At 60.7% G+C, this 23,568-nt stretch carries 21 protein-coding genes; 14 read left to right on the forward strand and 7 right to left on the reverse strand.

The window, feature by feature from the left end:
- Positions 1-42: 42 nt before the first annotated feature.
- Positions 43-1,932, reverse strand: a complete 1,890-nt coding sequence (locus N8H74_RS11050; protein ID WP_262147530.1) for a methyl-accepting chemotaxis protein — start codon at positions 1,930-1,932, stop codon at positions 43-45.
- A 188-nt stretch (positions 1,933-2,120) separates the two neighbouring features.
- On the opposite strand from N8H74_RS11050, the gene N8H74_RS11055 reads away from it, so the two are divergent.
- Positions 2,121-3,608: a DUF853 domain-containing protein gene (locus N8H74_RS11055; protein WP_262147532.1), complete on the forward strand. Its 1,488-nt coding sequence runs from the start codon at positions 2,121-2,123 to the stop codon at positions 3,606-3,608.
- Positions 3,609-3,630: 22 nt separating this feature from the next.
- On the opposite strand, the gene N8H74_RS11060 is transcribed toward N8H74_RS11055, so the two are convergent.
- Entirely contained in the window at positions 3,631-4,086 is a 456-nt protein-coding gene (locus tag N8H74_RS11060) for a DUF721 domain-containing protein (RefSeq protein WP_262147533.1), read from the reverse strand.
- Positions 4,087-4,393: 307 nt separating this feature from the next.
- Here N8H74_RS11060 and secA point away from each other — a divergent pair, with 307 nt between their 5' ends.
- The 4 genes from secA (at position 4,394) to N8H74_RS11080 (ending at position 10,142) form a co-directional block, all read left to right on the forward strand.
- Complete coding sequence (gene secA, locus N8H74_RS11065; RefSeq protein ID WP_217832822.1) at positions 4,394-7,129, forward strand: preprotein translocase subunit SecA; 2,736 nt, start codon at positions 4,394-4,396, stop codon at positions 7,127-7,129.
- 133 nt (positions 7,130-7,262) lie between these two features.
- Positions 7,263-8,480 (forward strand): bifunctional glutamate N-acetyltransferase/amino-acid acetyltransferase ArgJ, encoded by a 1,218-nt coding sequence (gene argJ / locus N8H74_RS11070; RefSeq protein ID WP_262147536.1) that lies wholly within the window; start codon positions 7,263-7,265, stop codon positions 8,478-8,480.
- A gap of 88 nt (positions 8,481-8,568) precedes the next feature.
- Positions 8,569-9,201 (forward strand): glutathione S-transferase family protein, encoded by a 633-nt coding sequence (locus tag N8H74_RS11075; RefSeq protein WP_262147538.1) that lies wholly within the window; start codon positions 8,569-8,571, stop codon positions 9,199-9,201.
- Entirely contained in the window at positions 9,198-10,142 is a 945-nt protein-coding gene (locus tag N8H74_RS11080; protein WP_262147540.1) for a Nudix family hydrolase, read from the forward strand. The genes N8H74_RS11075 and N8H74_RS11080 overlap by 4 nt, the downstream gene beginning before the upstream one ends.
- A 93-nt stretch (positions 10,143-10,235) precedes the next feature.
- Here the strand turns inward: N8H74_RS11080 and N8H74_RS11085 are convergent, their stop codons facing one another.
- Genes N8H74_RS11085 through N8H74_RS11095 form a run of 3 tightly spaced genes read right to left on the reverse strand, consistent with a single transcriptional unit; the run spans position 10,236 to position 13,820 of the window.
- Positions 10,236-10,817 (reverse strand): cob(I)yrinic acid a,c-diamide adenosyltransferase, encoded by a 582-nt coding sequence (locus N8H74_RS11085; RefSeq protein WP_217832826.1) that lies wholly within the window; start codon positions 10,815-10,817, stop codon positions 10,236-10,238.
- 3 nt (positions 10,818-10,820) lie between these two features.
- Positions 10,821-12,857, reverse strand: a complete 2,037-nt coding sequence (locus tag N8H74_RS11090) for an ATP-binding protein (RefSeq protein ID WP_262147542.1) — start codon at positions 12,855-12,857, stop codon at positions 10,821-10,823.
- 45 nt (positions 12,858-12,902) lie between these two features.
- Positions 12,903-13,820, reverse strand: a complete 918-nt coding sequence (locus N8H74_RS11095; RefSeq protein WP_262147544.1) for a putative 2-dehydropantoate 2-reductase — start codon at positions 13,818-13,820, stop codon at positions 12,903-12,905.
- A 140-nt stretch (positions 13,821-13,960) separates the two neighbouring features.
- Here N8H74_RS11095 and N8H74_RS11100 point away from each other — a divergent pair, with 140 nt between their 5' ends.
- Together N8H74_RS11100 and N8H74_RS11105 are read left to right on the forward strand one after the other, a co-directional pair.
- Positions 13,961-14,446 carry a YajQ family cyclic di-GMP-binding protein gene (locus tag N8H74_RS11100; RefSeq protein WP_217832829.1) on the forward strand — a complete coding sequence of 162 codons (486 nt, stop codon included), beginning with the start codon at positions 13,961-13,963 and terminating at the stop codon, positions 14,444-14,446.
- Positions 14,447-14,582: 136 nt separating this feature from the next.
- Complete coding sequence (locus tag N8H74_RS11105; protein ID WP_262147546.1) at positions 14,583-15,425, forward strand: mechanosensitive ion channel domain-containing protein; 843 nt, start codon at positions 14,583-14,585, stop codon at positions 15,423-15,425.
- A gap of 144 nt (positions 15,426-15,569) precedes the next feature.
- On the opposite strand, the gene N8H74_RS11110 is transcribed toward N8H74_RS11105, so the two are convergent.
- A complete protein-coding gene (locus tag N8H74_RS11110; RefSeq protein ID WP_217832831.1) occupies positions 15,570-16,898 on the reverse strand; it encodes an OprD family porin in 1,329 nt (442 codons plus the stop codon).
- 899 nt (positions 16,899-17,797) lie between these two features.
- Between N8H74_RS11110 and N8H74_RS11115 the strand changes: the two genes are divergently transcribed.
- Positions 17,798-18,223, forward strand: a complete 426-nt coding sequence (locus N8H74_RS11115; RefSeq protein ID WP_217832959.1) for an HIT domain-containing protein — start codon at positions 17,798-17,800, stop codon at positions 18,221-18,223.
- A 3-nt stretch (positions 18,224-18,226) separates the two neighbouring features.
- Positions 18,227-18,433, forward strand: a complete 207-nt coding sequence (locus N8H74_RS11120) for a SlyX family protein (RefSeq protein WP_217832832.1) — start codon at positions 18,227-18,229, stop codon at positions 18,431-18,433.
- A 63-nt stretch (positions 18,434-18,496) separates the two neighbouring features.
- Here N8H74_RS11120 and N8H74_RS29285 read toward each other — a convergent pair whose 3' ends face one another.
- Positions 18,497-19,099 carry a cold-shock protein gene (locus N8H74_RS29285; RefSeq protein WP_217832833.1) on the reverse strand — a complete coding sequence of 201 codons (603 nt, stop codon included), beginning with the start codon at positions 19,097-19,099 and terminating at the stop codon, positions 18,497-18,499.
- Between the two features lie 303 nt (positions 19,100-19,402).
- Between N8H74_RS29285 and N8H74_RS11130 the strand changes: the two genes are divergently transcribed.
- From N8H74_RS11130 to N8H74_RS11150, 5 genes are all read left to right on the forward strand, one after another.
- Positions 19,403-19,873, forward strand: a complete 471-nt coding sequence (locus N8H74_RS11130; protein ID WP_217832834.1) for a Dps family protein — start codon at positions 19,403-19,405, stop codon at positions 19,871-19,873.
- Between the two features lie 245 nt (positions 19,874-20,118).
- Entirely contained in the window at positions 20,119-20,463 is a 345-nt protein-coding gene (locus tag N8H74_RS11135) for a ribbon-helix-helix domain-containing protein (protein ID WP_217832835.1), read from the forward strand.
- 116 nt (positions 20,464-20,579) lie between these two features.
- The gene (locus tag N8H74_RS11140; protein WP_217832836.1) at positions 20,580-20,801 is read left to right on the forward strand and encodes a zinc ribbon domain-containing protein; all 222 of its coding nucleotides are present in this window, start codon (positions 20,580-20,582) and stop codon (positions 20,799-20,801) included.
- A 109-nt stretch (positions 20,802-20,910) separates the two neighbouring features.
- Positions 20,911-22,686, forward strand: coding sequence for an aspartate--tRNA ligase (gene aspS / locus N8H74_RS11145; protein WP_217832837.1), 1,776 nt, complete (start codon positions 20,911-20,913; stop codon positions 22,684-22,686).
- A gap of 129 nt (positions 22,687-22,815) precedes the next feature.
- Positions 22,816-23,562, forward strand: a complete 747-nt coding sequence (locus N8H74_RS11150; RefSeq protein ID WP_085745204.1) for a YebC/PmpR family DNA-binding transcriptional regulator — start codon at positions 22,816-22,818, stop codon at positions 23,560-23,562.
- Positions 23,563-23,568: the final 6 nt, after the last annotated feature.

A 23,568-nucleotide genomic window follows, 5' to 3' on the forward strand; every position in this document is an offset into this window, starting at 1 on the left:
GGCCGGGCGGGTGGCGTTCCGATGAGGGGGTGGCTCTTGATCTTAAATGCGGAAACTCCCTACCAACTGTTTCAACCGCGAAGCCTGCTGCTCCAGGTCCGAGCACGCGCGCAACGTCGCCTGCAGGTTTTCCACACCTTCCTGGTTCAGCGTGTTGATCTCGGTGATATCGACGTTGATCGACTCCACCACCGCCGTCTGCTCCTCGGTCGCGGTCGCTACCGACTGGTTCATCCCGTCGATCTCGCCAATGCGCTGGGTCACGCTGTTCAGGCGTTCTCCGGCAAGGTTGGCGATTTCCACGCTGTCCTGGCTGTGACGCTGGCTGTCGGTCATGGTGCTCACCGATTCGCGGGCGCCGACCTGCAGCTCTTCGATCATGGTCTGCACCTGTTGCGCCGACTCCTGGGTACGATGCGCCAGGTTGCGCACTTCGTCGGCCACCACCGCAAACCCGCGTCCGGCCTCACCGGCCCGGGCCGCTTCGATCGCCGCGTTGAGCGCCAGCAGGTTGGTCTGCTGGGAAATGCTGGTGATCACTTCGAGAATCTGCCCGATGTTCACGGTCTTGCTGTTCAGCGACTCGATGTTGCTGCTCGACGCGCTGAGCATGTCCGACAACTGGTTCATCGCCTTGATGCTGCGGTCCACCACGTGCTGGCCGTCTTCGGCCAGGCCACGGGCGTCGCTGGCCTGGGTCGAGGCCTGGGCGGCGTTGCGGGCGATTTCCTGGGCGGCGGCGCCGAGCTGGTTGATCGCGGCGGCCACGCTGTTGGTGCGCGAGGCCTGCTGGTCGGAGTTGTACATCGACGAGTTCGACGCCGCGACCACGCGCAGGGCGACTTCGTTGACTTGCCCGGTGGCCGAGGACACTTCGCGGATCGAGCCGTGAATGCGCTCGACGAAACGGTTGAATGCGGTGCCGAGGACACCGAATTCATCCTGGTTCTGGATGGTCAGGCGTTTGGTCAGGTCGCCTTCGCCGTCGGCGATGTCTTCCATGGCACGGGTCATGACGTGCAGCGGCTGGATCAGCAGGCGGATCAGCATGCCGAGCAGGGCGATGATGATAGCCACGGCAATGACAGTGGCGATCACGGCCGAGGTGCGGAACTGGCTGAGCATCGAGAACGCCTGATCCTTGTCCACCGACAGGCCGATGTACCAGTTCACCGACGGCAGGCCCTTGATCGGGGTGAACGTGACGATGCGGGTCTTGCCGTCGACGGTGACTTCACTGAAATCGCTGCTGATGCGCGGCGTGTCCTGCGGATAGGCTTCTTTCAGGGATTTCATCACCAGCGTCTTGTCCGGGTGGACCAGGATCTTGCCGTCGGCGCTGACCAGGAAAACGTAGCCCATGCCGTCGAAATCCCGGGCGGCGAGGGTATCGATCAGGGTTTGCAGGCTCAGGTCACCGCCCACTACGCCCACGCTCTGACCGGCCTTCTTGGAGGCGGTGGCGATGGAAATGATCAACTGGCCGGTGGCGGCGTCGATGTACGGTTCGGTCAGGGTCGAGGTGCTGCTGCTCTCGGCCCCCTTGTACCAGGGGCGAACCCGTGGGTCGAAACCGTCCGGCATCTTCGCATCCGGACGGATGGTGAAGTGACCGGTGGCGTCGCCCAGGTAGGAAGCCATGAACGTCGAGGTCAGGGCTTTCTGTTCCAGCAGGTTGGCGACGGCGGAGGGTTCCGGGTTGATGGCAATGTTCTGGGCGGCGTTCTCGATCAGCAGGATGCGACCGTTGAGCCAGGTCTGGATGTTGCCGGCAGTGACCTCGCCCATCTCATTGAGGTAATTGTCCAGATCCGCGCGGATAGCGTTGCGCTGCAACCAGTCGTTGTACAGCGTGAACGAGGCGAAGGCGGCAATGACGATGAGGGCGGCGGCAAGCAAAATTTTATGGCTGAAGCGTAGGTTTTTGTTCATGGCTTGGGGTTCCGCTAAGGTCTTAATGTCCAGGGCGTGCTTTTATAAAGGCTCGCAAAATGGGCAGGGTTGAAAGCAAACTGATATTTCCGACTCTCCTTAGGGAAATGTCAGACCTGACTTGTGGTCTGGTCTCTCATCTATAGCTATCGGCCATGCCTGACAAAGATTAATCACTAGGTGACCAAATGCCTGATTCCTCGAAACTCGTTATCGGCGCTGATCTCACAGGGCAACCGATCGCCCAGGCCATGCGCCTGGCCAATCGCCATGGACTGGTGGCTGGCGCCACCGGCACCGGCAAGACTGTCACCTTGCAACGCCTGGCCGAAGCCTTCAGTGATGCCGGGATCGCGGTGTTCGCCGCTGACATCAAAGGCGACCTGTGCGGCCTGGGTGCCGCCGGCAACCCTCAGGGCAAAATTGCCGAGCGTATTGCCGGCATGCCGTGGCTCAATTACCAGGCCCGGGCTTATCCGGTGACGTTGTGGGACATTCACGGTCAGTCCGGTCATCCGCTTCGCACCACGTTGAGCGAAATGGGGCCGCTGCTGATCGGCAGCCTGCTGGAACTCACCGACAGCCAGCAGTCGGCGCTGTACGCGGCGTTCAAAGTGGCGGACCGCGAGGGCCTGTTGCTGCTGGATCTGAAGGATCTGAAGGCGCTGCTCAATCACCTCAAGGACAACCCGCAACTGCTGGGCGAAGACGCCGCGCTGATGACCACCGGCTCCAGTCAGGCGCTGTTGCGGCGTCTGGCAACCCTGGAGCAGCAGGGCGCTGAAGCGCTGTTCGGCGAGCCGGCCCTGCAACTGGAGGATATTCTGCAACCGGCCGCCGACGGTCGCGGGCGCATTCATTTGCTCGACGCCAGCCGTCTGGTTCATGAAGCGCCGAAAGTCTACGCGACGTTCCTGCTGTGGTTGTTGGCCGAATTGTTCGAGCAACTGCCGGAGCGCGGCGATGCCGACAAACCGCTGCTGGCGCTGTTTTTCGACGAGGCGCACCTGCTGTTCGCCGATACGCCGAAGGCCTTGCAGGAGCGGCTGGAGCAAGTGGTGCGGCTGATTCGCTCCAAGGGCGTCGGCGTGTATTTCGTCACCCAGTCGCCCGGCGACCTGCCGGATGACGTGCTGGCGCAGCTGGGGTTGCGGATCCAGCACGGGCTGCGGGCGTTTACCGCCAAGGAGCAGAAATCCCTGCGTGCGGTGGCGGATGGGTTCCGGCCGAATCCGGCGTTCGATAGCCTGACGGTTTTGACCGAACTGGGCATCGGCGAAGCGCTGGTTGGCACCTTGCAGGAAAAAGGCACGCCGGAAATGGTCCAGCGGGTGCTGGTGGCGCCGCCGCAGTCGCGGATCGGGCCGTTGACCGACACCGAGCGCACGGTGCTGATCGCCGGGTCGCCGTTCAAGGGGCGTTATGACAAGCCGATCGACCGTGAGTCAGCCTATGAAATCCTGATGGGGCGCAAAGGCCTCGCACCGGAGGCCGAGGCGGCACCGGGCAGACCGCCCGTCGAAGAACCGAGTCTGGCCGACCGGGCCGGAGAGTTCCTCGGCACGGCGGCGGGGCAGGCGCTGAAGTCGGCGATGCGTCAGGCGGCGAACCAGTTGGGCAAGCAATTGGTGCGCGGCCTGATGGGCTCGTTGCTGGGCGGCAGCAAACGCCGCTGAAACGATTGCTGGGGGCAGGCGATCAGGACTTGGGCTTGGCGTGTGCCGCGAGGCGCTCCAGCGCCGCGCGCAGGTTCGGATCGCTGATGCCGTCGGCGGTGGACTGAATGGTCGCCGCTGCGTCCGTCGACAGGTCGATGGTGTGTCCGCTCGGCTCGTGCTGAACGGTCGCAGGTCGCACCACGAAGCGGATCTGCATGAGATTGGCAAACTCATCGAACAGTTGCAGCTGCCGTTGCAAGCGTTTTTGCTGGTAGCGCAGGCGCGTGGCCCAGTGGCCATTGTTGACGACCAGGGTCAGCGTGCCTTCCTTCCATGACCCGACACTGCAGTGTTCGCGGGCGGCGGGTTGCAGTTGGCTGTCGAGCAGGCGTTGCAGGTGGGCGAGTCGTTGCGCATGGCCGAGAAGGGCTTTGAGCGGCTTGGCTTCGCGAAGCAGAACGGCGGGCGCTCTGGCTGTAAGTGGGCGAAATGCCATGATCGAACACCGGAAGTCACAGAGGCGCCATGGTAGCAGAAAGCACCCATTTCACTCGCCCATTGCTTTTGTCCCTGCTTTGCCCATTAAATCCACGACTGACTTCTGCCGTGAACGGCTTGAAGTTGAGCAAAACGCCCTTATTTTAAGTGAGCCCCGTCAAAGCGCTGTGCCAGCATCGTGGAATATCCCCACTTTCCTCACCACCGTTTCCGGGTAGAATGCTCGTTCGCATGCGGCCATGAGGGCTGCACGGGCGACTCACGGGGCCGCCCTCCATCCCTTTAGTGTGGAAGATCCTGCCGATATGTTTGCGCCTTTGTTAAAGAAACTTTTTGGAAGCAAGAACGAGCGTGAAGTCAAACGCATGCTCAAGACGGTGCAGCTCGTCAATGCCTTCGAAGAGAAAATGGTCGCCCTCTCGGACGATCAACTGCGCGCCAAGACTGCCGAGTTCAAGGACCGCATCGCCAAAGGGGAAACCCTCGACAAGCTGTTGCCCGAAGCCTTTGCGGTCGCCCGCGAAGCCGGCAAGCGCGTCATGGGTATGCGTCACTTCGATGTCCAGCTGATCGGCGGCATGACCCTGCATGAAGGCCGGATCGCCGAAATGCGTACCGGTGAAGGCAAGACCCTGGTGGGTACTCTGGGCGTTTACCTCAACGCGCTGTCCGGCAAGGGCGTACACGTTGTGACCGTGAACGACTACCTGGCCCGCCGGGACGCCAACTGGATGCGTCCGCTGTATGAATTCCTCGGCCTGACCGTCGGCATCGTGACGCCGTTCCAGCCGCCGGAAGAGAAACGCCTGGCCTACGCCGCCGACATCACCTACGGCACCAACAACGAATTCGGGTTCGACTACCTGCGCGACAACATGGCGTTCAGCATGGAAGAAAAATTCCAGCGCGAACTCAACTTTGCCGTGATCGACGAAGTCGACTCCATCCTCATCGACGAAGCCCGTACCCCGCTGATCATTTCCGGTCAGGCCGAGGACAGCTCCAAGCTGTACATCGAGATCAACAAGCTGATCCCGAAACTCAAGCTGCACGTCGAAGAAGTCGAAGGCGAAGTCACCCAGGAAGGCCACTACACCGTTGACGAGAAGACCCGTCAGGTCGAACTCAACGAAGCTGGTCACCAGTTCATCGAAGACCAGCTCACCAGCATCGGCTTGCTGGCCGAAGGCGAAAGCCTGTACTCGGCGCACAACCTGAGCCTGCTGACTCACGTCTACGCCGGCCTGCGTGCGCACAAGCTGTTCCACCGCAACGTCGAATACATCGTGCAGGACGGTCAGGTTGTCCTGGTCGACGAACACACCGGTCGTACCATGCCGGGCCGTCGTCTGTCCGAGGGCCTGCACCAGGCCATCGAAGCCAAGGAAAACCTCAACATCCAGGCCGAAAGCCAGACCCTGGCGTCGACCACGTTCCAGAACTACTTCCGTCTGTACGAAAAGCTGTCCGGCATGACCGGTACGGCCGACACCGAAGCGTTCGAGTTCCATCAGATCTACGGTCTGCCGGTCATCGTCATTCCGACCAACAAACCGTTGGCCCGTAAGGACTACAACGACCTGGTGTTCCTGACCGCCGACGAGAAATACGCGGCCATCGTCAACGACATCAAGGAAAGCATGGCCGCCGGTCGTCCGGTGCTGGTGGGTACTGCCACCATCGAAACCTCCGAGCACATGTCCAGCCTGCTGGTCAAAGAAGGCATCGAACACAAGGTTCTGAACGCCAAGTTCCACGAGAAGGAAGCCGAGATCATTGCCCAGGCCGGTCGTCCGGGCGCGCTGACCATCGCGACCAACATGGCCGGTCGTGGTACCGACATCCTGTTGGGCGGCAACTGGGAAGTTGAAGTCGCCTCGCTGGAAAACCCGACCCCCGAGCAGATCGCCCAGATCAAGGCCGACTGGCAGAAGCGTCACCAGCAAGTGCTGGAGTCCGGTGGCCTGCAGGTGATCGCGTCCGAGCGTCACGAATCCCGTCGTATCGACAACCAGCTGCGTGGCCGTGCCGGCCGTCAGGGCGACGCCGGTTCGAGCCGCTTCTACCTGTCGCTGGAAGACAGCCTGATGCGCATCTTCGCCTCTGACCGGGTGAAGAACTTCATGAAGGCCCTGGGCATGCAGCCGGGCGAGGCGATCGAGCACCGCATGGTGACCAACGCCATCGAGAAGGCACAGCGCAAGGTTGAAGGCCGCAACTTCGACATCCGCAAGCAACTGCTCGAGTTCGACGACGTCAACAACGAACAGCGTAAAGTGATCTATCACATGCGCAACACGTTGCTGGCTGCGGACAACGTCGGCGAAACCATCGCCGATTTCCGTCAGGACGTGCTCAACGCCACCGTCAGCGCACACATTCCGCCGCAATCGCTGCCTGAGCAGTGGGACGTGACCGGTCTGGAGTCCGCGTTGCAGAGCGACTTCGGTGTGTCGCTGCCGATCCAGCAATGGCTCGACGAAGACGATCACCTGTACGAAGAAACCCTGCGCGAGAAGCTGCTGGCCGAACTGATCGCCGCGTACAACGAGAAAGAAGACCAGGCCGGTGCCGACGCACTGCGCTCCTTCGAGAAGCAGATCGTGCTGCGCGTACTGGACGACCTGTGGAAAGACCACCTGTCGACCATGGATCACCTGCGTCACGGTATTCACCTGCGTGGTTATGCGCAGAAGAACCCGAAGCAGGAATACAAGCGCGAGTCGTTCACGCTGTTCTCCGAGCTGCTGGATTCGATCAAGCGCGACTCGATCCGTGTGCTGTCGCACGTTCAGGTTCGCCGCGAAGATCCGGCCGAAGAAGAAGCGCGTCTGCGCCAGGAAGCCGAGGCGCTGGCCGCTCGCATGCAGTTCGAACATGCCGAAGCGCCAGGTCTGGAAGCGCAGCCGGAAATCGGTGAAGAGGTCGATGTGGCCCTCGCCACCGCCCCGGTTCGCAACGAGCAGAAACTGGGCCGCAACGAGCTGTGCTACTGCGGTTCGGGCAAGAAATTCAAGCATTGCCACGGGCAGATCCAGTAAACCCCGTTTCAATCGCTGAAATACCCGCGCCGCGACCGGCATCAGCCGTCGCGGCGTTTTGCCATTTACACCGCCGCTTTCTTGTAGATAAACAGCGTAGCGGTGCTGACATCACTGATTAAGGAGCGCATTCATGGCTGTTGGTCTTGGTCCTTTGCCAACGTTGCACCCGGTTGCCGGTTTTGAACTCGGTATCGCCTCGGCCGGCATCAAGCGCCCCGGGCGCAAAGATGTGGTCGTGATGCGCTGTGCCGAAGGCTCGACCGTGGCCGGCGTGTTCACACTGAACGCCTTTTGCGCGGCGCCGGTGATCCTGGCGAAAAAGCGCGTGCAGAACGCCGTGCGTTATCTGCTGACCAACACCGGTAACGCCAACGCCGGTACTGGCGAGCCGGGCCTGGCCGCTGCCGAGCGCACCTGCGCGAAACTGGCCGAACTGACGGGCGTCGACGCCAGCCAGATCCTGCCGTACTCCACGGGCGTGATTGGCGAGCCGCTGCCGGTCGAGAAGATCGAAGGCGCGTTGCAGGCTGCGCTGGATGATCTCTCGGAGAACAACTGGGAAGCTGCCGCCACCGGCATCATGACCACCGACACCCTGCCCAAGGGTGCCAGCCGCCAGTTCCAGCATGACGGCGTGACCATCACGGTCACCGGCATCAGCAAGGGCGCAGGCATGATCCGTCCGAACATGGCGACCATGCTCGGCTACATCGCCACCGACGCCAAAGTCTCCCGCGAAGTGTTGCAGAACCTGATGCTGGACGGCGCGAACAAGTCGTTCAACCGCATCACCATCGACGGCGACACCTCGACCAACGACTGCTGCATGCTGATCGCCACCGGCAAGGCTGCGTTGCCGGAAATCACCCGCGCCGAAGGCGAGCTGTTCGCCAAGCTCAAGCAAGCGGTGTTCGAAGTGTGCATGGACGTGGCCCAGGCCATCGTTCGCGACGGCGAAGGCGCGACCAAGTTCGTCACCGTTGAAGTCAACGGCGGCGGCAATCACCAGGAATGCCTGGACGTCGGTTACACCGTGGCGCACTCGCCGCTGATCAAGACCGCGCTGTTCGCCTCCGACCCGAACTGGGGCCGTATCCTCGCCGCCGTGGGCCGTGCCGGCGTGCCGGATCTGGACGTGAGCAAGATCGACGTGTTCCTCGGCGAAGTGTGCATCGCCAGCCGTGGCGCCCGTGCGGCGACCTACACTGAAGCCCAGGGCTCGGCGGTGATGCAGCAGGAAGAGATCACCATCCGTATCGAGTTGGGTCGTGGCGATTGCAGCGAAACCATCTGGACCACCGACCTGTCGCACGAATACGTGAAGATCAACGCCGAATACCGCACGTAATCCGAAGGGTGGGAACGGGCTGCCTGCGAGACGGCAGCCTGGACACCCGAGTCTCAAGGTTTTTCCACTGACGAAAAGGCGCCACACCATGTCCCTGCACCTGATCATCGGCGACAAACTGCTCTCTTCCTGGTCGCTGCGCGCCGCTCTGGCGCTCGACCTGACCGGCGCTGCGTACACGGAGGAGTTGATCAGGCTCGGCAAGCCCGACACCCGCGAACGGATGCTCAAGCATTCGCCGACCGCCAAGGTGCCTTTGCTGAAAACCGCACACGGCACCATTGCCGATTCCCTGGCGATCGCCGAATACCTGGCCGAACAGTTTCCGGCCGCCCATCTCTGGCCGAAAGATCCCGCCGCCCGTGCCCAGGCGCGTTCCGCCTGCGCACAAATGCACAGCGGCTTCTTCGCCATGCGCAATCACATGCCGTTCAAGCTGAGCCATGACGCGCCGCTGAACCCGGTGCCACCGGAAGTGAAGGTCGATATCGAACGGATGCTTGCGCTGTGGGCCGAATGTCGCGCCGTTGCCACCGAGCCTGGCCCGTACCTGTTCGGGCGGATGACCCTGGCCGATGCCTTTTTTGCACCGATTGCCGTGCGTCTGCGTACCTATCAGGTGCAGTTGCCGGCAGTGGATGCCGCCTATGTTGAAACCGTCTACCAATGGCCAGCCTTCAAGGTCTGGCAGAAGGCCGGACTGGAGGAGTTGCAGTCGTGAAACGTGTACACGTCGCCGCCGCCGTCATTCGTGACAGCGCCGGCAAGATTCTGATCGCCCGCCGTGCCGACACCCAGCATCAGGGTGGGCTTTGGGAGTTTCCCGGTGGCAAGGTCGAGGCCGACGAGTCGGTGCAAACCGCGCTGGCCCGTGAGCTGCAGGAAGAGTTGGGCATCGTCGTCGGTGCCGCCCGGCCACTGATCAAGGTGCGCCACGATTACCCGGACAAACAGGTGTTGCTGGATGTCTGGGAAGTCTCGGACTTCAGCGGCGAACCACACGGCGCCGAAGGTCAGCCACTGGCCTGGGTCACGGCCAAGGAACTGGCAGACTACGAGTTCCCGGCGGCCAACCAGCCGATCGTCGCGGCCGCGCGGTTGCCCGGCGAATACCTGATCACCCCGGAAGACCTGGAAGCCCCGGCGTTGCTGCGTGGCATCCAGAAAGCGATTGCCGGCGGGATCAAGTTGATCCAGTTGCGCGCACCCAACGGCTACGACCCGAAGTACCGCGATCTGGCGGTGGATGCGGTCGGTCTGTGCGCCGGCAAGGCGCAGTTGATGATCAAAGGTCCGTTCGAATGGCTGGGGGATTTCCCCTCCGCCGGTTGGCACATCACCTCGGCGCAGTTGCGCAAGTACGCGGCGGCCGGGCGTCCATTGCCGGCGCAGCGCTGGTTGGCGGCGTCGTGTCACAACGCTGAAGAACTGACGCTGGCCGAGCAGATGGGCGTGGACTTCGTGACTCTGTCGCCGGTGCAACCGACCCTGACTCATCCGGATGCGCAGCCATTGGGCTGGGAGCAGGCGTCGACGCTGATCGAAGGTTTCAGCAAACCGGTGTTCCTGCTGGGCGGAGTCGGCCCGACGGAGCGCGAGCAGGCCTGGCATGCCGGGGCTCAGGGTGTGGCGGGGATTCGGGCGTTCTGGCCTCAGGGCTGATGTTGCGCTGAGGCTGCCGGTCTGTTCGCGGCAAGCGCGCTTCCACAGAGTGTGGTGCTTTTGTGGGAGGGGCTTGCCCGCGAAGGCGTCCGGTCAGGCTGAAGGTTTGGCCGCCGGCTGCCACAAAATCTCTGCAATCCCCTGGCGTCGCGCAATCAACCGCGCCGCCACGAACAACAGATCCGACAGGCGATTGATGTAAGCCAGTCCGACCCCGGCCAGTGGCTCCACGGCATTCAAGTGCTGGCAACGCCGCTCGGCACTGCGCGCCAGACTGCGGCAGACGTGGGCCTGGGCAATCAGCATCGAGCCGCCCGGCAGAATGAAATTCTCCAGTGGTCCCAACTCTTCGTTCCACACGTCGATGGCTGTTTCCAGGCGCTCGATTTCCGCCGTGTTCAGGGCCTGATATTCCGGCATCGCCAGTTCGCCGCCGAGATCGAACAGACGGTGCTGGCAGGGTGCCAGAACCTCGATCAGCTCATTCAGCCCCGGACACGCCTCTCGTTCGGCGAGTAATCCGGCCAGCAGCACACCGACCTGACTGTTCAGCGTATCCACCTCGCCGATGGCTTCGATTCGGGGGTGATCCTTGGGCACGCGGCGGCCATCGCCCAGGCCAGTTTCGCCTTTGTCCCCGGTGCGGGTGTAAATCTTCGACAAGCGAAAGCCCATGGCTTACCTCGATAATTGGTGGGTAGGGGCGGCGATGGGCGCCGGTTGGGTCAATGGCAGGCGCAGGGTGAAGCATGTGCCTTGCCCCGGCGCCGATTGCACTTCCATCTGGCCCTTGTGGTTGTTGGTGATGATGAAGTACGACACCGACAGGCCAAGGCCCGTGCCCTGGCCGATTTCCTTGGTGGTGAAGAACGGCTCGAAGGTGCGTTTGCGCACGTTCTCGCTCATGCCGATGCCGTTGTCTTCGACCTGGATTTCCGCCCATGGCGGATTGAGCCGGGTGCGCAGAATGATTCGCCCGGGTTCGCTGTCGTCCTCGCGCTGGTGGATTGCCTGCGCGGCGTTTTTCAGCAGGTTGAGCAGCACTTGCTCCAGTTCGTTGGCGGTGCCCGGCACCGGGCCGAGGGCCGTGTCGAACTGGCGGATGATCGCCTGGCCCTTGAAGTCGAAGCCGATCGCCAGATCGAAGTCGTTGCCGGCGATTTCCACCGCTTGATCGATCAGTGCCGGCAGGTCGCACGGGGCCATTTGCCGGGTGCTGCGGCGACTGAAACTGAGCATGTGGGTAACGATTTTCGCGGCCCGGGCGCCGGCTTGCTGGATGCCGTCGAGCAGTTGCGGGACTTCCCGCACTTTCAGGTAGCGATTCACCGTTTCCAGCTCGACGCCCAGTTGTTCGGCCTGTTCGAGGTTTTTCGGCAGGTCCGTCGACAGGCGTCGACGGATGTTCTGGACGTTGTGCAGGATCGCGCCCAGCGGGTTGTTGATCTCGTGGGCCATGCCGGCGGCGAGGCCACCGACCGAGAGCATTTTCTCCGACTGCACCATCATTTCTTCCAGGGACAGGCGCTGGGTGATGTCGTCGATACGGATTACCACACCGCGCCCGGCACCGCCCATCAATGGGTAGAACGTCAGGGCGTAATGCTTGGGCTCATCGTCCTTGAACCAGGTCACGCGCTCGATCTTCGCCACGGTGTGCTGCTCGACAGTCTGCTTGAGCTGCGGCAGGAACGGCTTCAACGGCTCGAAGGCGAGGAAGATCGGCTGGTTCAGCGCCTCATCCAGCCGCGTCCCGGAAAGCGCACTGGCCTCCTGGTTCCATTGGGTGACGTAGAGCTGTTCGTCGAGGGCGATCAGCGCCGACGGCATGGAGTCGATGATGCTGTTGAGGTAGTTCTGAAACCCGGTGAGCTTCTTCTCGATCTTGCTGCGCACCTGGACTTCCAGCTCCAGCTTGCGGTTGGTGTGGCGGGTTTCCTCGGCCAGGCCTTGTGCCTGATCGTAGGCGGCCTGCGAGTCGTCACGGGCGCGCTTGAGCTGCTGCTCACGGGCCTCGATGCGCGACAGCATGGTATTGAAGGCTTCGGCTAGGCTGCCGATTTCGTCGTGGTTGCCACGGGAGGCGCGCAGGGCGTAGTTCTCCTCGCGGGTCACCTGGCGTGACAGTTCTTCGAGTTGATGGATTGGCCGGGTAATCAGGCGTTTGATCTGCCGGGCAATCACCAGCCACAACAGCACGCTGAAAATCAGGATGCCCAGACTGGCCGTGAGGGTGCCGGTGTAGAACGCCACCGGCAGTTCGCTGCTTGCCACCAGCAACAGGTGCCCCGGCGCGGTGCCGGGGCGGGGCAGGGTGATCAGTTGATTGCTGCGAAACTCGGTCAGTTGCCAGGCTTCGATATGCCGGTAACGCTCCGGCAGCTTGAGTTTGTCGCCATGTTGCAACTGCGCCAGACGCTCGCCCTTGCCGTCGTAGAGGGCGGCAGCGCGCAGCGGCGAGTAACTGTCGAGCTCCTTGAGCAGGCGTTCGGCGCTTTGTTGCGACTGCAAGGCCTCGGCCACCAGGCTCGGATTGGACACCAGCCGGCCGATGGTCTGTAGGGCCTGCGGCGCCATGCTTTCCTGGGAGATATAGTAGGCGGCGCTGATGAAAGTCAGGTTGGCGACCAGCAAAACGGTGGTCAACAGCACCAGCAGGGCGGCCAGCAGTTTCTGGCCGACCGGCAGGTTTTCGAGGCGCTGGCGCAATGGCATCGGGTTTATCGCAACAAAGGAACAAGTGGGCAGCGTAGCCGCTGCTCAGTCGCTGGGCAATCCGAGGCGTTGCAGATGAGCGATCAGGCGCTGCTGCAATTGCTTGAGATGCGGCAGGTTCAGTCGATGGCGCTCGGCGACCTTGCAGGCATGACCCAGCAGATAGCTGATTTCAGTGCGGCGCTGATTGGCGACGTCCTGATACATCGAGGAGTAATTGGCGGCGGTGGCGTGGATCACCCGTTCGACTTCCGGTTGCAGATTGTCCGCCGCAGCCGGTTGTCCACAGCGCTCCAGCAATTCGGCCAGTTCCGAACACAGCGTGGCGACTTCGCAATGATGCTGCTGCAAACCGCCATTTCGGCAGTCGTGCAGCACGGTCAGCGGATTGATCGCGCAGTTGAGGGCCAGTTTTCGCCACAGGCGGGTAAGGATGTCGGCGCTCCACTCGTGGGGAATGTTCGCCGCTTCCAGGTCATCCAGCCAGAACGGCGGCACCGGATGACCGGCGTCCCCCAGCCAGGTGTAACCGTGACCGGCGAACACCACGCGCCAGTCGCCATCGCGAAACGCCCCTTCGGTGCTGGAGGCGCAGATACAGCGCGCTTGAGGGACTCGATTGGCCACCGCTTCCTGGCTGCCGAGGCCGTTCTGCAACAGGATCAGCTCGGCATCCGGCGCCAGGCGATGCGCCACGCCGGCCACGGCGTTTTCCGCATCGTAGGCTTTGCACGCCACCAGCAGGCGGCGGATCGGTTCGTCGGCGTCCGGTGTCTCGCCGGGTACGTCGTAGGTATTGGCTTCGCCATGCTCGACCAGGGTCAGGCCGCCGGCGGCCTGATAGCTGAGCAGGCGTTCGGCGTCGCGCACGATCAGCCTGACCGGCAGGCCGGCGCGGGCCAGGCGTGTGGCCCAGAGCGTGCCGAGGCTTCCGGCGCCGAGAACATGCCAGGTGGTGGACATCAGTTTTTTGCTCGATTGCGTACAGGCATGTGCGGCTCGCCGTGTCGGTAGGAAAAGACCCGTTATAATGAGCGCGATTTTAACCGCAAGCCAAGCGCGCTCCATCCTGATCGAGCGCGCCTTTTTATTGGAGAGACTACATGCCGTCGTTCGACGTGGTATCCGAACTGGACAAACACGAACTCACCAACGCGGTCGAGAACGCCGTGAAGGATCTCGACCGTCGTTATGACCTGAAAGGCAAGGGCAGCTTCGAGTTCAAGGAAAAGGACCTGACCGTCAGCCTGACCGCGGAAGCCGAGTTCCAGCTGGAAGCGATGATCGAGATCCTCAAGCTGGCCCTGATCAAGCGCAAGATCGATGTGCAGTGCCTTGAGGTCAAGGACGCTTTCGCCTCGGGCAAGGTCATGAAACAGGACGCCGTGCTCAAGGAAGGCATCGACAAGGAGTTGGCGAAGAAGATCGTTTCGCACATCAAGGAAGCCAAGCTCAAGGTGCAGGCCGCCATTCAGGGCGAGCAGGTGCGTGTGACCGGCAAGAAGCGTGATGACCTGCAAGAAGCCATTGCAGCGCTGCGTGGCCATGAGTTCGGCATGCCACTGCAGTTCAACAACTTCCGCGACTAAGCTTCACTGCGGAACCTCTCGGCGTTTAAAGCGTCCGAGGCCCAAGCAACGGCAGAAACGATTGAGCCCTAACCGGTTCAGTCTTTCTGCCGCTGACTTTTTACAGGCCGGGTAGCCGGAAATCAGGAGATAGAAGATGGATTTGAATGCTGAGGTGGACAACCTGGTCAAGGCTTCCCAGGCGTGGATTCCGATGATCATGGAATACGGCAGCCGTGTGCTGCTGGCGATCGTGACACTGGCCATCGGCTGGTGGCTGATCAACAAGGTCACGCAAAAGCTCGGCGGCCTGCTGGCCCTGCGCAATGCCGACCTGGCGCTGCAAGGTTTCATCAGCAGCCTGGCGAACATCATTCTCAAGGTGCTGCTGATTGTCAGCGTGGCGTCGATGATCGGCGTCGAAACCACGTCATTCGTGGCGGCAATCGGTGCGGCCGGCCTGGCGATCGGTCTGGCGTTGCAGGGCAGCCTGGCCAACTTCGCTGGCGGTGTGCTGATTCTGCTGTTCCGTCCGTTCCGTATCGGTGACTGGATCGAAGCGCAGGGTGTGGCGGGTACGGTCGACAGCATCCAGATTTTCCACACCGTACTGCGCACCGGCGACAACAAGACCATCATCGTACCTAACGGCAATCTGTCGAACGGCATCATTACCAACACCAACCGTCAGCCAACCCGCAAGGTTGTGTTCGATGTCGGTGTCGATTACGAAGCCGATCTGCAAAAGGCCCGTCAGGTGCTGCTGGATCTGGCCAAGGATGATCGCGTTCTGCAGGATCCGGCGCCACAAGCGGTTATTTCGACCCTGGGTGACAGTTCGATCACTGTTTCCCTGCGTGTGTGGGTTAAAACCGCAGACTATTGGGATGTGATGTTCATGTTTAACGAACAGTCCCGCGATCGTTTAAAGACTGCCGGTATTGATATTCCATTTCCGCAGCGGGTTATTCGTGTGGTTCAGGAATCGGCGGTGCAGTGATCGGTAACAGACATTCAAACACTGACTCTTTGGTCAGTAGTTTAATGTTTAGCTGGCTAACTAAATCAGCGAATTCCGTGCAATAAAAAAGGCCCATCGCAAGATGGGCCTTTTTTATTGCTAACGCAAACTAACCGGCGTCGATTACAGGATCGACAGCGGGTAGTCGACGATCAGGCGGAACTCGTCAACGTTGCCTTCGCCTTCGTCAGCATTGGCACGGTGCCAGGCTTGACGGATACGGAAGGACAGATCTTTGGCCGGGCCCGACTGAACAACGTATTTGGCTTCAACGTTGGTTTCGCGGTGTTTGCCATCTTCACCGTACAGACCGGTGTAGGCGCTGCCTGCCGGAGTGTTGGTGCCGTCGATGTCCCAACCTTTCACGTAACGGGCCATGAAGCTCAGGCCAGGCACGCCGTACTCGGCCATTTTCAGGTCATAACGAACCTGGGCAGACTTCTCGCCAGGGGCGTTGAAGTCAGAGTACTGGATGGAGTTGGCGAGGAAGATCGAGTCGCCACCGCGGTTGTTTTTACCCACGCCGATGTAGTCGAACGGAGTGTCGCCATTCACTTTCTGGAAGGCCAGGGTGATGGTGTGTGCTTTCAGGAACGACAGGGCGGTAGCCAGGGAGAACGCGGTGTTGCTGATGTCGCCCGCGTTGGCGCTGCCGGTGTCGGTAGTGCGGTAGATGTTGAAGTCGGTGTTCAGCGAAGTGTCACCGCTGAATGGGGTAGTCAGGTTCACGTTGGCGTAGTACTGGTTCCAGATGTCTTCCAGTTGTGCGCCATACAGCGATACCGACAGGTTGTCGTTGATGCCGTATTTGCCACCGAGGTAGTCGATGGAGTTGGCTTTCACGCCAGCGTAGGTAGCCCACAGGTCGCCGTCACGGGCGTTGCGGTCCTGGCTGGTGGCCGAAGTGAAGTGACCGGCTTCGAGGTCGAGGTCTTTGACTTCGCTGCTCTGCAGTTGGATACCGCTGGCAGTTTGATGAAGGATACGGGAGCCGCCAACTGCGAACACTGGTGCGGTGGAAGGCTGCATGTCACCGATTTTCAGCTCGGTCTTGGAAACGCGGAACTTGACGGCAGCGCCGGCTTTGCCCTGGCTGTCGTTGTTCTCGCCCTGGGCGTTGGTGCTCAGGTTGCCCGAACCGGAGTACTTGTCGGAACCGTCCAGTTTGATTGCCAGTTGACCCCAGGCTTCAACACCAACACCAACGGTGCCTTGGGTGTAGCCGGAGCTGAAGTTGCCCTGAATGCCCTGGGTCCAGTCTTTGTCGTCTACTGCACCGTCTTTCTTGTTACGGTTGTAGTAGTAGTTACGGATCAGCAAGTCGGCTTTTGCGCCTTCAACGAAACCCTTGGCGTCAGCTTGGTCTTCTACGAACGGTGCGGCTGTTGCCACTTGAGTACTGGCTGCTGCTGCAACTGCCAGTGCGATCATGCTCCACTTCATCACGCGCATCGTGATTTGCTCCTTTGGTTTTAGAAGAGTACTGCCGTCCCACCTGTTTTATTATCTGGGCGGCTCTTTCTTTTTGTGTCGGCGCAAACTTATATCACGCCGACATTGTTGGCGATACTTGCGAATCCATCCTTTCGGCATCTTTACGACGTTGTCGCAAATGGCTTGGTAGATGTCGCAAATTCACAGTACCAATGCAATCGGACTGACAACTTTTCAGCTGTTTTCCAGTCATCTGCATCGCTAAAAAAGAGTCCCTGGCAAAACATCTGAATCTCCATCGGGCAACCCTGCCACTGTTCTTATTGGGCTTAAGGCATTCACTTCCGGTGATGCGCTTATAGTCCATATGAGTACCAATGCAACAAGCGTGCACAAACCGCATTCTCGGTACGGTTATTTTTCTGCGCGCTTGTCTGTACCTGTAAAAACCTCATAAATACGGGGCTTCAAGCCTGTTTTTCTTCGGGCTTGACGCCGCTGTGGCTATGGTGTTGGCGCGTCGGAGGGAAGCACGCGACAACCAGAAACGTTACCGGTTCACCCCGCCTGTGAGTATTTGGCGGATGGCCGACGCACTGAGCGTAGACGCACTGTGCGGTTTTGGTGCAAAAAAAATTACGGGCTGTACCGAAATCACACAGTTCGAGTCGGTGGCGGGCTTGAACGTGTCTCGGCTTGCCGGTCCTTTCCGTGTATTCAATAGCCCCGCTGTTGCCGTGATGGTGCAGGCTGTCGACAAATGTCACATGTCGGGGCGTCGGGAGAAGGTCGCCATTGGCTGGCTCGTCGTGAAGCCGCGTGCAATCGCAGGTATGCTGCCTGCCTGTCGCTTGGTGCGCCGTCCATTGGGGAGGGCCGCTAAGCTGAATTATGTCGATCAGCCGGGAGTGCGCGCAGTGTTTGCTTTAGATTCACGACTTCAACAGGACACGCTGACCATCGGCGACTTCCCGCTCTGCCGGCTGCTGCTGTCCAACGATTCCAACTACCCATGGTTCATCCTGGTGCCTCGTCGCGACGATATCAGCGAGTTGTTTCAGTTGGATGTCGCCGACCAGCAGCAACTGTGGCAGGAAACCACTGCCTTGGCCGAGGTGCTGAAGGACTCGTTCGACGCCGACAAGCTGAACGTCGCGACCCTGGGCAACGTCGTCAGTCAATTGCATATGCATGTGATCGTGCGCAAGCGTGATGACGCCGCATGGCCGGCGCCGGTCTGGGGCAAACACCCGGCAAAACCTTACGTGGCGGATCAGGTCGAGGCCATTCGTGAGCGGCTGCGCCTGGTGCTGCCGGCAGATTTCACGTTTCTGGAGGGCTGAATCATGAGCCTGGAACAGCGTGTTACCGATCTTGAAAGCCGGCTGGCGTTTCAGGATGACACCATTCAGACGTTGAACGACGAACTGGTGGCGCAGCAGAAGATCATCGAGCGTCTGCAATTGCAGATGGCGGCGGTGCTCAAGCGTCAGGAGGAGATGGTCGGACAGTTCGGATCCTTCGAGGAAGACGCGCCGCCGCCTCACTACTGAGGTTTCATCAGGCACAAAAAAACCGCGAGCAGCCTGGGCTGCTCGCGGTTTTTTTTGCGTGGATCAGCGGCGCGGCAGCGCGGCGATCACGTCTTCGGCCTGCAGGCCCTTGTCACGGTTCATCACCGAGAACTCCACGCGCTGGCCTTCGACCAGAACGCGGTGGCCTTCGCCACGGATGGCGCGAAAGTGTACGAAAATATCATCGCCGGAATCCCGGGAGATAAAGCCAAAGCCCTTGGAGGTGTTGAACCACTTGACGGTGCCGGTATCGCGGTTGCTCATGTCGTAGCTTTGCGCTGCGGCGGCCGGTGACGATTTGTAGAAGCTGACGGCCAGGTGCAGGACCACGGCTACCAGGGCGATCACCAGGCTGAACAGCACGGCGGGCTGACCGGCGATGACGGGCATCGGGGCGATCAGGGTCAGGGTTTGCAGGACGACGGTCAGTACCAGCAAGGCGCTGACCAGATTTTGCAGATGCTGGCGCGGACCCTTGTTCCAGTACGGAATGACTGGCGCGAGGATCAGGTTCAGCAGGCCGAAAAAGGCCAGGTAAAGTGCATCGGGTTGTTGCAGGTAAGGTACGGCTTCAGGTTTCAGGCTAGGTATGAACGACAGCAGCAAGGCCGCTGCGCCCACTAGCAGATGGACGATTTTCAACATTTTTAATGACTCACGTTATGACGGCTCACAAGGAAGAGCTGAAGGCGCACGGTTCGCTTCGAAACAATAAGAGGCGGTGGACACGTACCCGGTATCAGCCTATGCGCAGCCCCGGATTACGGGGCATGGCACGCCGTCTATTTAACCGCAAAGCCTGCGCCTACTCAAATCAGCCCGGCCAGTGGCACTTTGCCGGTCAATTGGTCGCAGCTATCGCCTCGATTTGGGGCTGCGACAGGCGGATTGCCTTGCTAGAGTGGGTCGGCATCCGTTGGATGAATTCAATCGCCTTAGGGGGTAAGCATGGCAATCGATATCGGTATCAGTGAAGAAGACCGCAAATCCATCGTCGAAGGGTTGTCCCGTCTGCTGTCGGACACTTATGTGCTGTACCTGAAAACCCATAATTTCCACTGGAACGTCACCGGGCCGATGTTCCGCACCCTGCACCTGATGTTCGAAGAGCAATACAACGAGCTCGCGTTGGCCGTGGACTCGATTGCCGAGCGTATCCGTGCGTTGGGCTATCCGGCGCCGGGCGCCTACGCCACGTACGCGCGCCTGTCTTCTATCAAGGAAGAGGAGGGCGTGCCCAGCGCCGAGGAAATGATCAAGCAACTGGTGGCGGGGCAGGAAGCCGTGACGCGCACCGCCCGTGGCATTTTTCCGCTGCTGGACAAGGTGAGCGACGAACCCACCGCCGATCTGCTGACCCAGCGCATGCAGGTACACGAGAAGACCGCATGGATGTTGCGGGTGCTGCTGGAGGGCTGACGATGTAAGGCGCACGGATAAATGATGTCCGTGCGCTTTTGCGCCTTTGGTGGCAGGAAAGAGCACCTGATCTGGTAGGAAATCGAGAAGCGCAGCTGGCGCTCCATGATCTGCCTTGTATTGTCGGCTTATCCTACGTTGCCGGTCATAAAGTCGTCTGGATATGCCTTTGCCTCTGCGCCTTTAATGAGGGCACAGGATGTCGCCTGGATCACAGGCAGAGATGGCAAAGGAGTGTCAGCGATATGGTAGATGGAGGCAGGCGAGAGGACAGGATTGCCGGTACGCGACAGCACATGGCTGTCGATCCGTTTCTCGATGAGTTTGATATGGGGCTGATCCGTCCGTTGTCGCGGTCGGTACGCCTGAACGGTTTTGCAACCTGCATGCGTCTGGAGCAGGTCTACTGGAATATCCTCGGCGGCATGGCTGAGGATAACGGCTGTTCGGTCGGTACATTGCTGTCCAGGGTGGATCGTGAAGTACACCTGCGCCACGGCGGGGTGAAAAACTTCAGCGGTCTGGTGCGGGTGGTGTGTGTCATGCATGGCCTCAGGGATTCTCCGGGGGACAGTGCAGGGCGGTGTTGACGAGTAGACGGCCTGTGCAGTCTTCCGGCTGCACAGGCCGCATTTAATCGATATAATCCCGCTCTTTCGCCGCACGGCCCTGCTTGCGGCAGCAATCTGATCGCCGAGACACCTCCATGCCGATGTACGATTACCAATGTGCTTCCTGTGGTCATCAGTTGGAAGCCATTCAAAAGATCAGCGAGGCAGCGCTGGTCGACTGCCCTGCCTGCCAGGCGCCAGAGCTCAAGAAATTGCTGTCCATGCCGGGCTTTCGCCTCAGCGGCAGCGGTTGGTACGAAACCGATTTCAAGACCGGCGCGAAGAAGAATCTGGCCGGTGGCGACAAATCTGACTAGGGTTTAGGCCCGGGTTGAACGACACGCGTGAGCTTCCACATGTTGCACAGTGCTTGAGTGCGACGGGATCTCCACCGAATTTCGAATTACGAGAAGCGAAACCACTACCATGATGCGCAGCCATTATTGCGGCCAACTGAACGAAAGCCTGGAAGGCCAGGAAATTACCCTTTGCGGATGGGTTCACCGTCGTCGCGACCACGGCGGGGTGATTTTCCTCGATATCCGTGATCGTGAAGGTCTGGCCCAGGTGGTGTTCGACCCGGATCGCGCCGAGACTTTCGCCGCTGCCGACCGTGTGCGCAGCGAATACGTGGTCAAGATCACCGGCAAGGTGCGTCTGCGTCCTGCCGGCGCCGGCAACGCCAACATGGCTTCGGGCATGATCGAAGTGCTGGGCTACGAGCTGGAAGTGCTGAACGAAGCCGAAACCCCGCCGTTCCCGCTCAACGAATACTCTGACGTCGGCGAAGAAACCCGCCTGCGTTATCGCTTCATCGACCTGCGTCGTCCGGAAATGGCCGAGAAGCTGCGTCTGCGTTCGCGCATGACCACCAGCATCCGTCGTTATCTCGACGAGAACGGCTTCCTCGACGTGGAAACGCCGATCCTGACCCGCGCCACGCCGGAAGGCGCTCGCGACTACCTGGTGCCGAGCCGTACCCACGCCGGTTCGTTCTTCGCCCTGCCGCAATCGCCGCAGCTGTTCAAGCAACTGCTGATGGTGGCCGGCTTCGACCGTTACTACCAGATCGCCAAGTGCTTCCGCGACGAAGACCTGCGTGCCGACCGTCAGCCGGAATTCACCCAGATCGACATCGAGACCAGCTTCCTCGATGAAAAAGACATCATGGGCCTGACCGAAGGCATGATCCGCGCCCTGTTCAAGGAAGTGCTGGGTCTGGAGTTCGGTGAATTCCCGCACATGACCTTCGAAGAGGCCATGCGTCGCTACGGTTCCGACAAGCCTGACCTGCGTATCCCGCTGGAACTGGTTGACGTTGCCGATCAGCTCAAAGACGTTGAATTCAAGGTGTTCAGCGGCCCGGCCAACGACCCTAAATGCCGTATCGCCGCGCTGCGCGTTCCCGGCGGGGCGAGCATGCCGCGCAAGCAGATCGACGACTACACCAAGTTCGTCGGCATCTACGGTGCCAAGGGCCTGGCGTACATCAAGGTCAACGAGCGTGCTGCCGGTGTTGACGGTCTGCAATCGCCGATCGTGAAAAACATCCCGGAAGCCAACCTGAACGTGATCCTCGATCGCGTCGGTGCAGTCGATGGCGACATCGTGTTCTTCGGCGCCGACAAGGCCAAGATCGTCAGCGAGGCCCTGGGCGCGCTGCGCATCAAGCTCGGTCACGACCTGAACCTGCTGACCTGCGAATGGGCACCAATGTGGGTTGTCGACTTCCCGATGTTCGAAGAGAACGACGACGGCAGCTTCACCGCCTTGCACCACCCGTTCACCGCGCCGAAGTGCACGCCTGAAGAGCTGGAGGCCAACCCGGCCACCGCTCTGTCGCGCGCCTACGACATGGTTCTGAACGGCACCGAGCTGGGTGGCGGTTCGATCCGTATCCATCGCAAGGAAATGCAACAGGCGGTATTCCGCCTGCTGGGCATCAACGAAGCGGAACAGGAAGAGAAATTCGGCTTCCTGCTCGACGCCCTGAAGTACGGTGCACCGCCGCATGGTGGCCTGGCCTTCGGTCTGGACCGTCTGGTGATGCTGATGACCGGCGCCCAGTCGATCCGTGAAGTGATCGCCTTCCCGAAAACCCAGAGCGCGGCGTGCGTCATGACGCAGGCACCGGGTCTGGTGGATGCCAAGGCACTGCGTGAGCTGCACATTCGTTTGCGCGAAACGCCAAAGGCTGAGTAAGACGGGCCTGAAGGCGCATCTTCGGATGCGCCTTTTTTCTTTCTGTGGAAAACAGATCGAGATTTTTTGTTTGCCGGCCGGCGCGGTTCGCGCGGCGGGCGACGTTTCAAAGAGAATTCGGAGCGAGTTATGGCAGGTCATTCCAAGTGGGCGAACATCAAGCACCGCAAAGAACGTCAGGATGCCAAGAGAGGCAAGATTTTCACCAAGTGGATCCGTGAGCTGACCGTTGCGGCCCGTCAGGGCGGTGGCGATCCGGGTTCCAACCCGCGTCTGCGCCTGGCGCTGGACAAGGCTCTGGGTGCGAACATGAGCCGCGACATCATTGATCGCGCAGTCGCTCGTGGCGCCGGCGCGACCGAGGCTGACAACGTTGAAGAGCTGACCTATGAAGGTTACGGTCCGGGCGGCGTGGCGGTGATGGTCGAGTGCATGACCGACAACCGCAACCGCACCGCGGCAGCCGTGCGACATGCGTTCAGCAAGTGCGGCGGTAACCTCGGCACCGACGGTTCGGTGGCGTACCTGTTCGAGCGCAAGGGGCAGATCAGCTTCGCGCCGGGCGTGGACGAGGATGCGTTGACCGAAGCGGCGCTGGAGGCCGATGCCGACGACGTGGTCAGCCACGAAGACGGTTCGATTGACGTATTCACCTCGTTCACCGGGTTCTACGCGGTGCGCAATGCTCTCGAAGCTGCCGGCTTCAAGGGCGACGACGCGGAAATCGTCATGCAGCCGACCACCAGCGCCGAACTGGATCTGGAGGGTGCCGAGAAAGTGCTGAAGCTGATCGACATGCTCGAGGATCTGGACGACGTGCAGAACGTCTACTCCAACGCAGACATCCCGGAAGACGTGGCCGCTCAGCTCGGCTAAGAGCGA

Origin of the sequence: Pseudomonas sp. B2M1-30 (assembly GCF_025447575.1) — a bacterium.
In the GTDB taxonomy this organism is placed as follows: domain Bacteria; phylum Pseudomonadota; class Gammaproteobacteria; order Pseudomonadales; family Pseudomonadaceae; genus Aquipseudomonas; species Aquipseudomonas botevensis.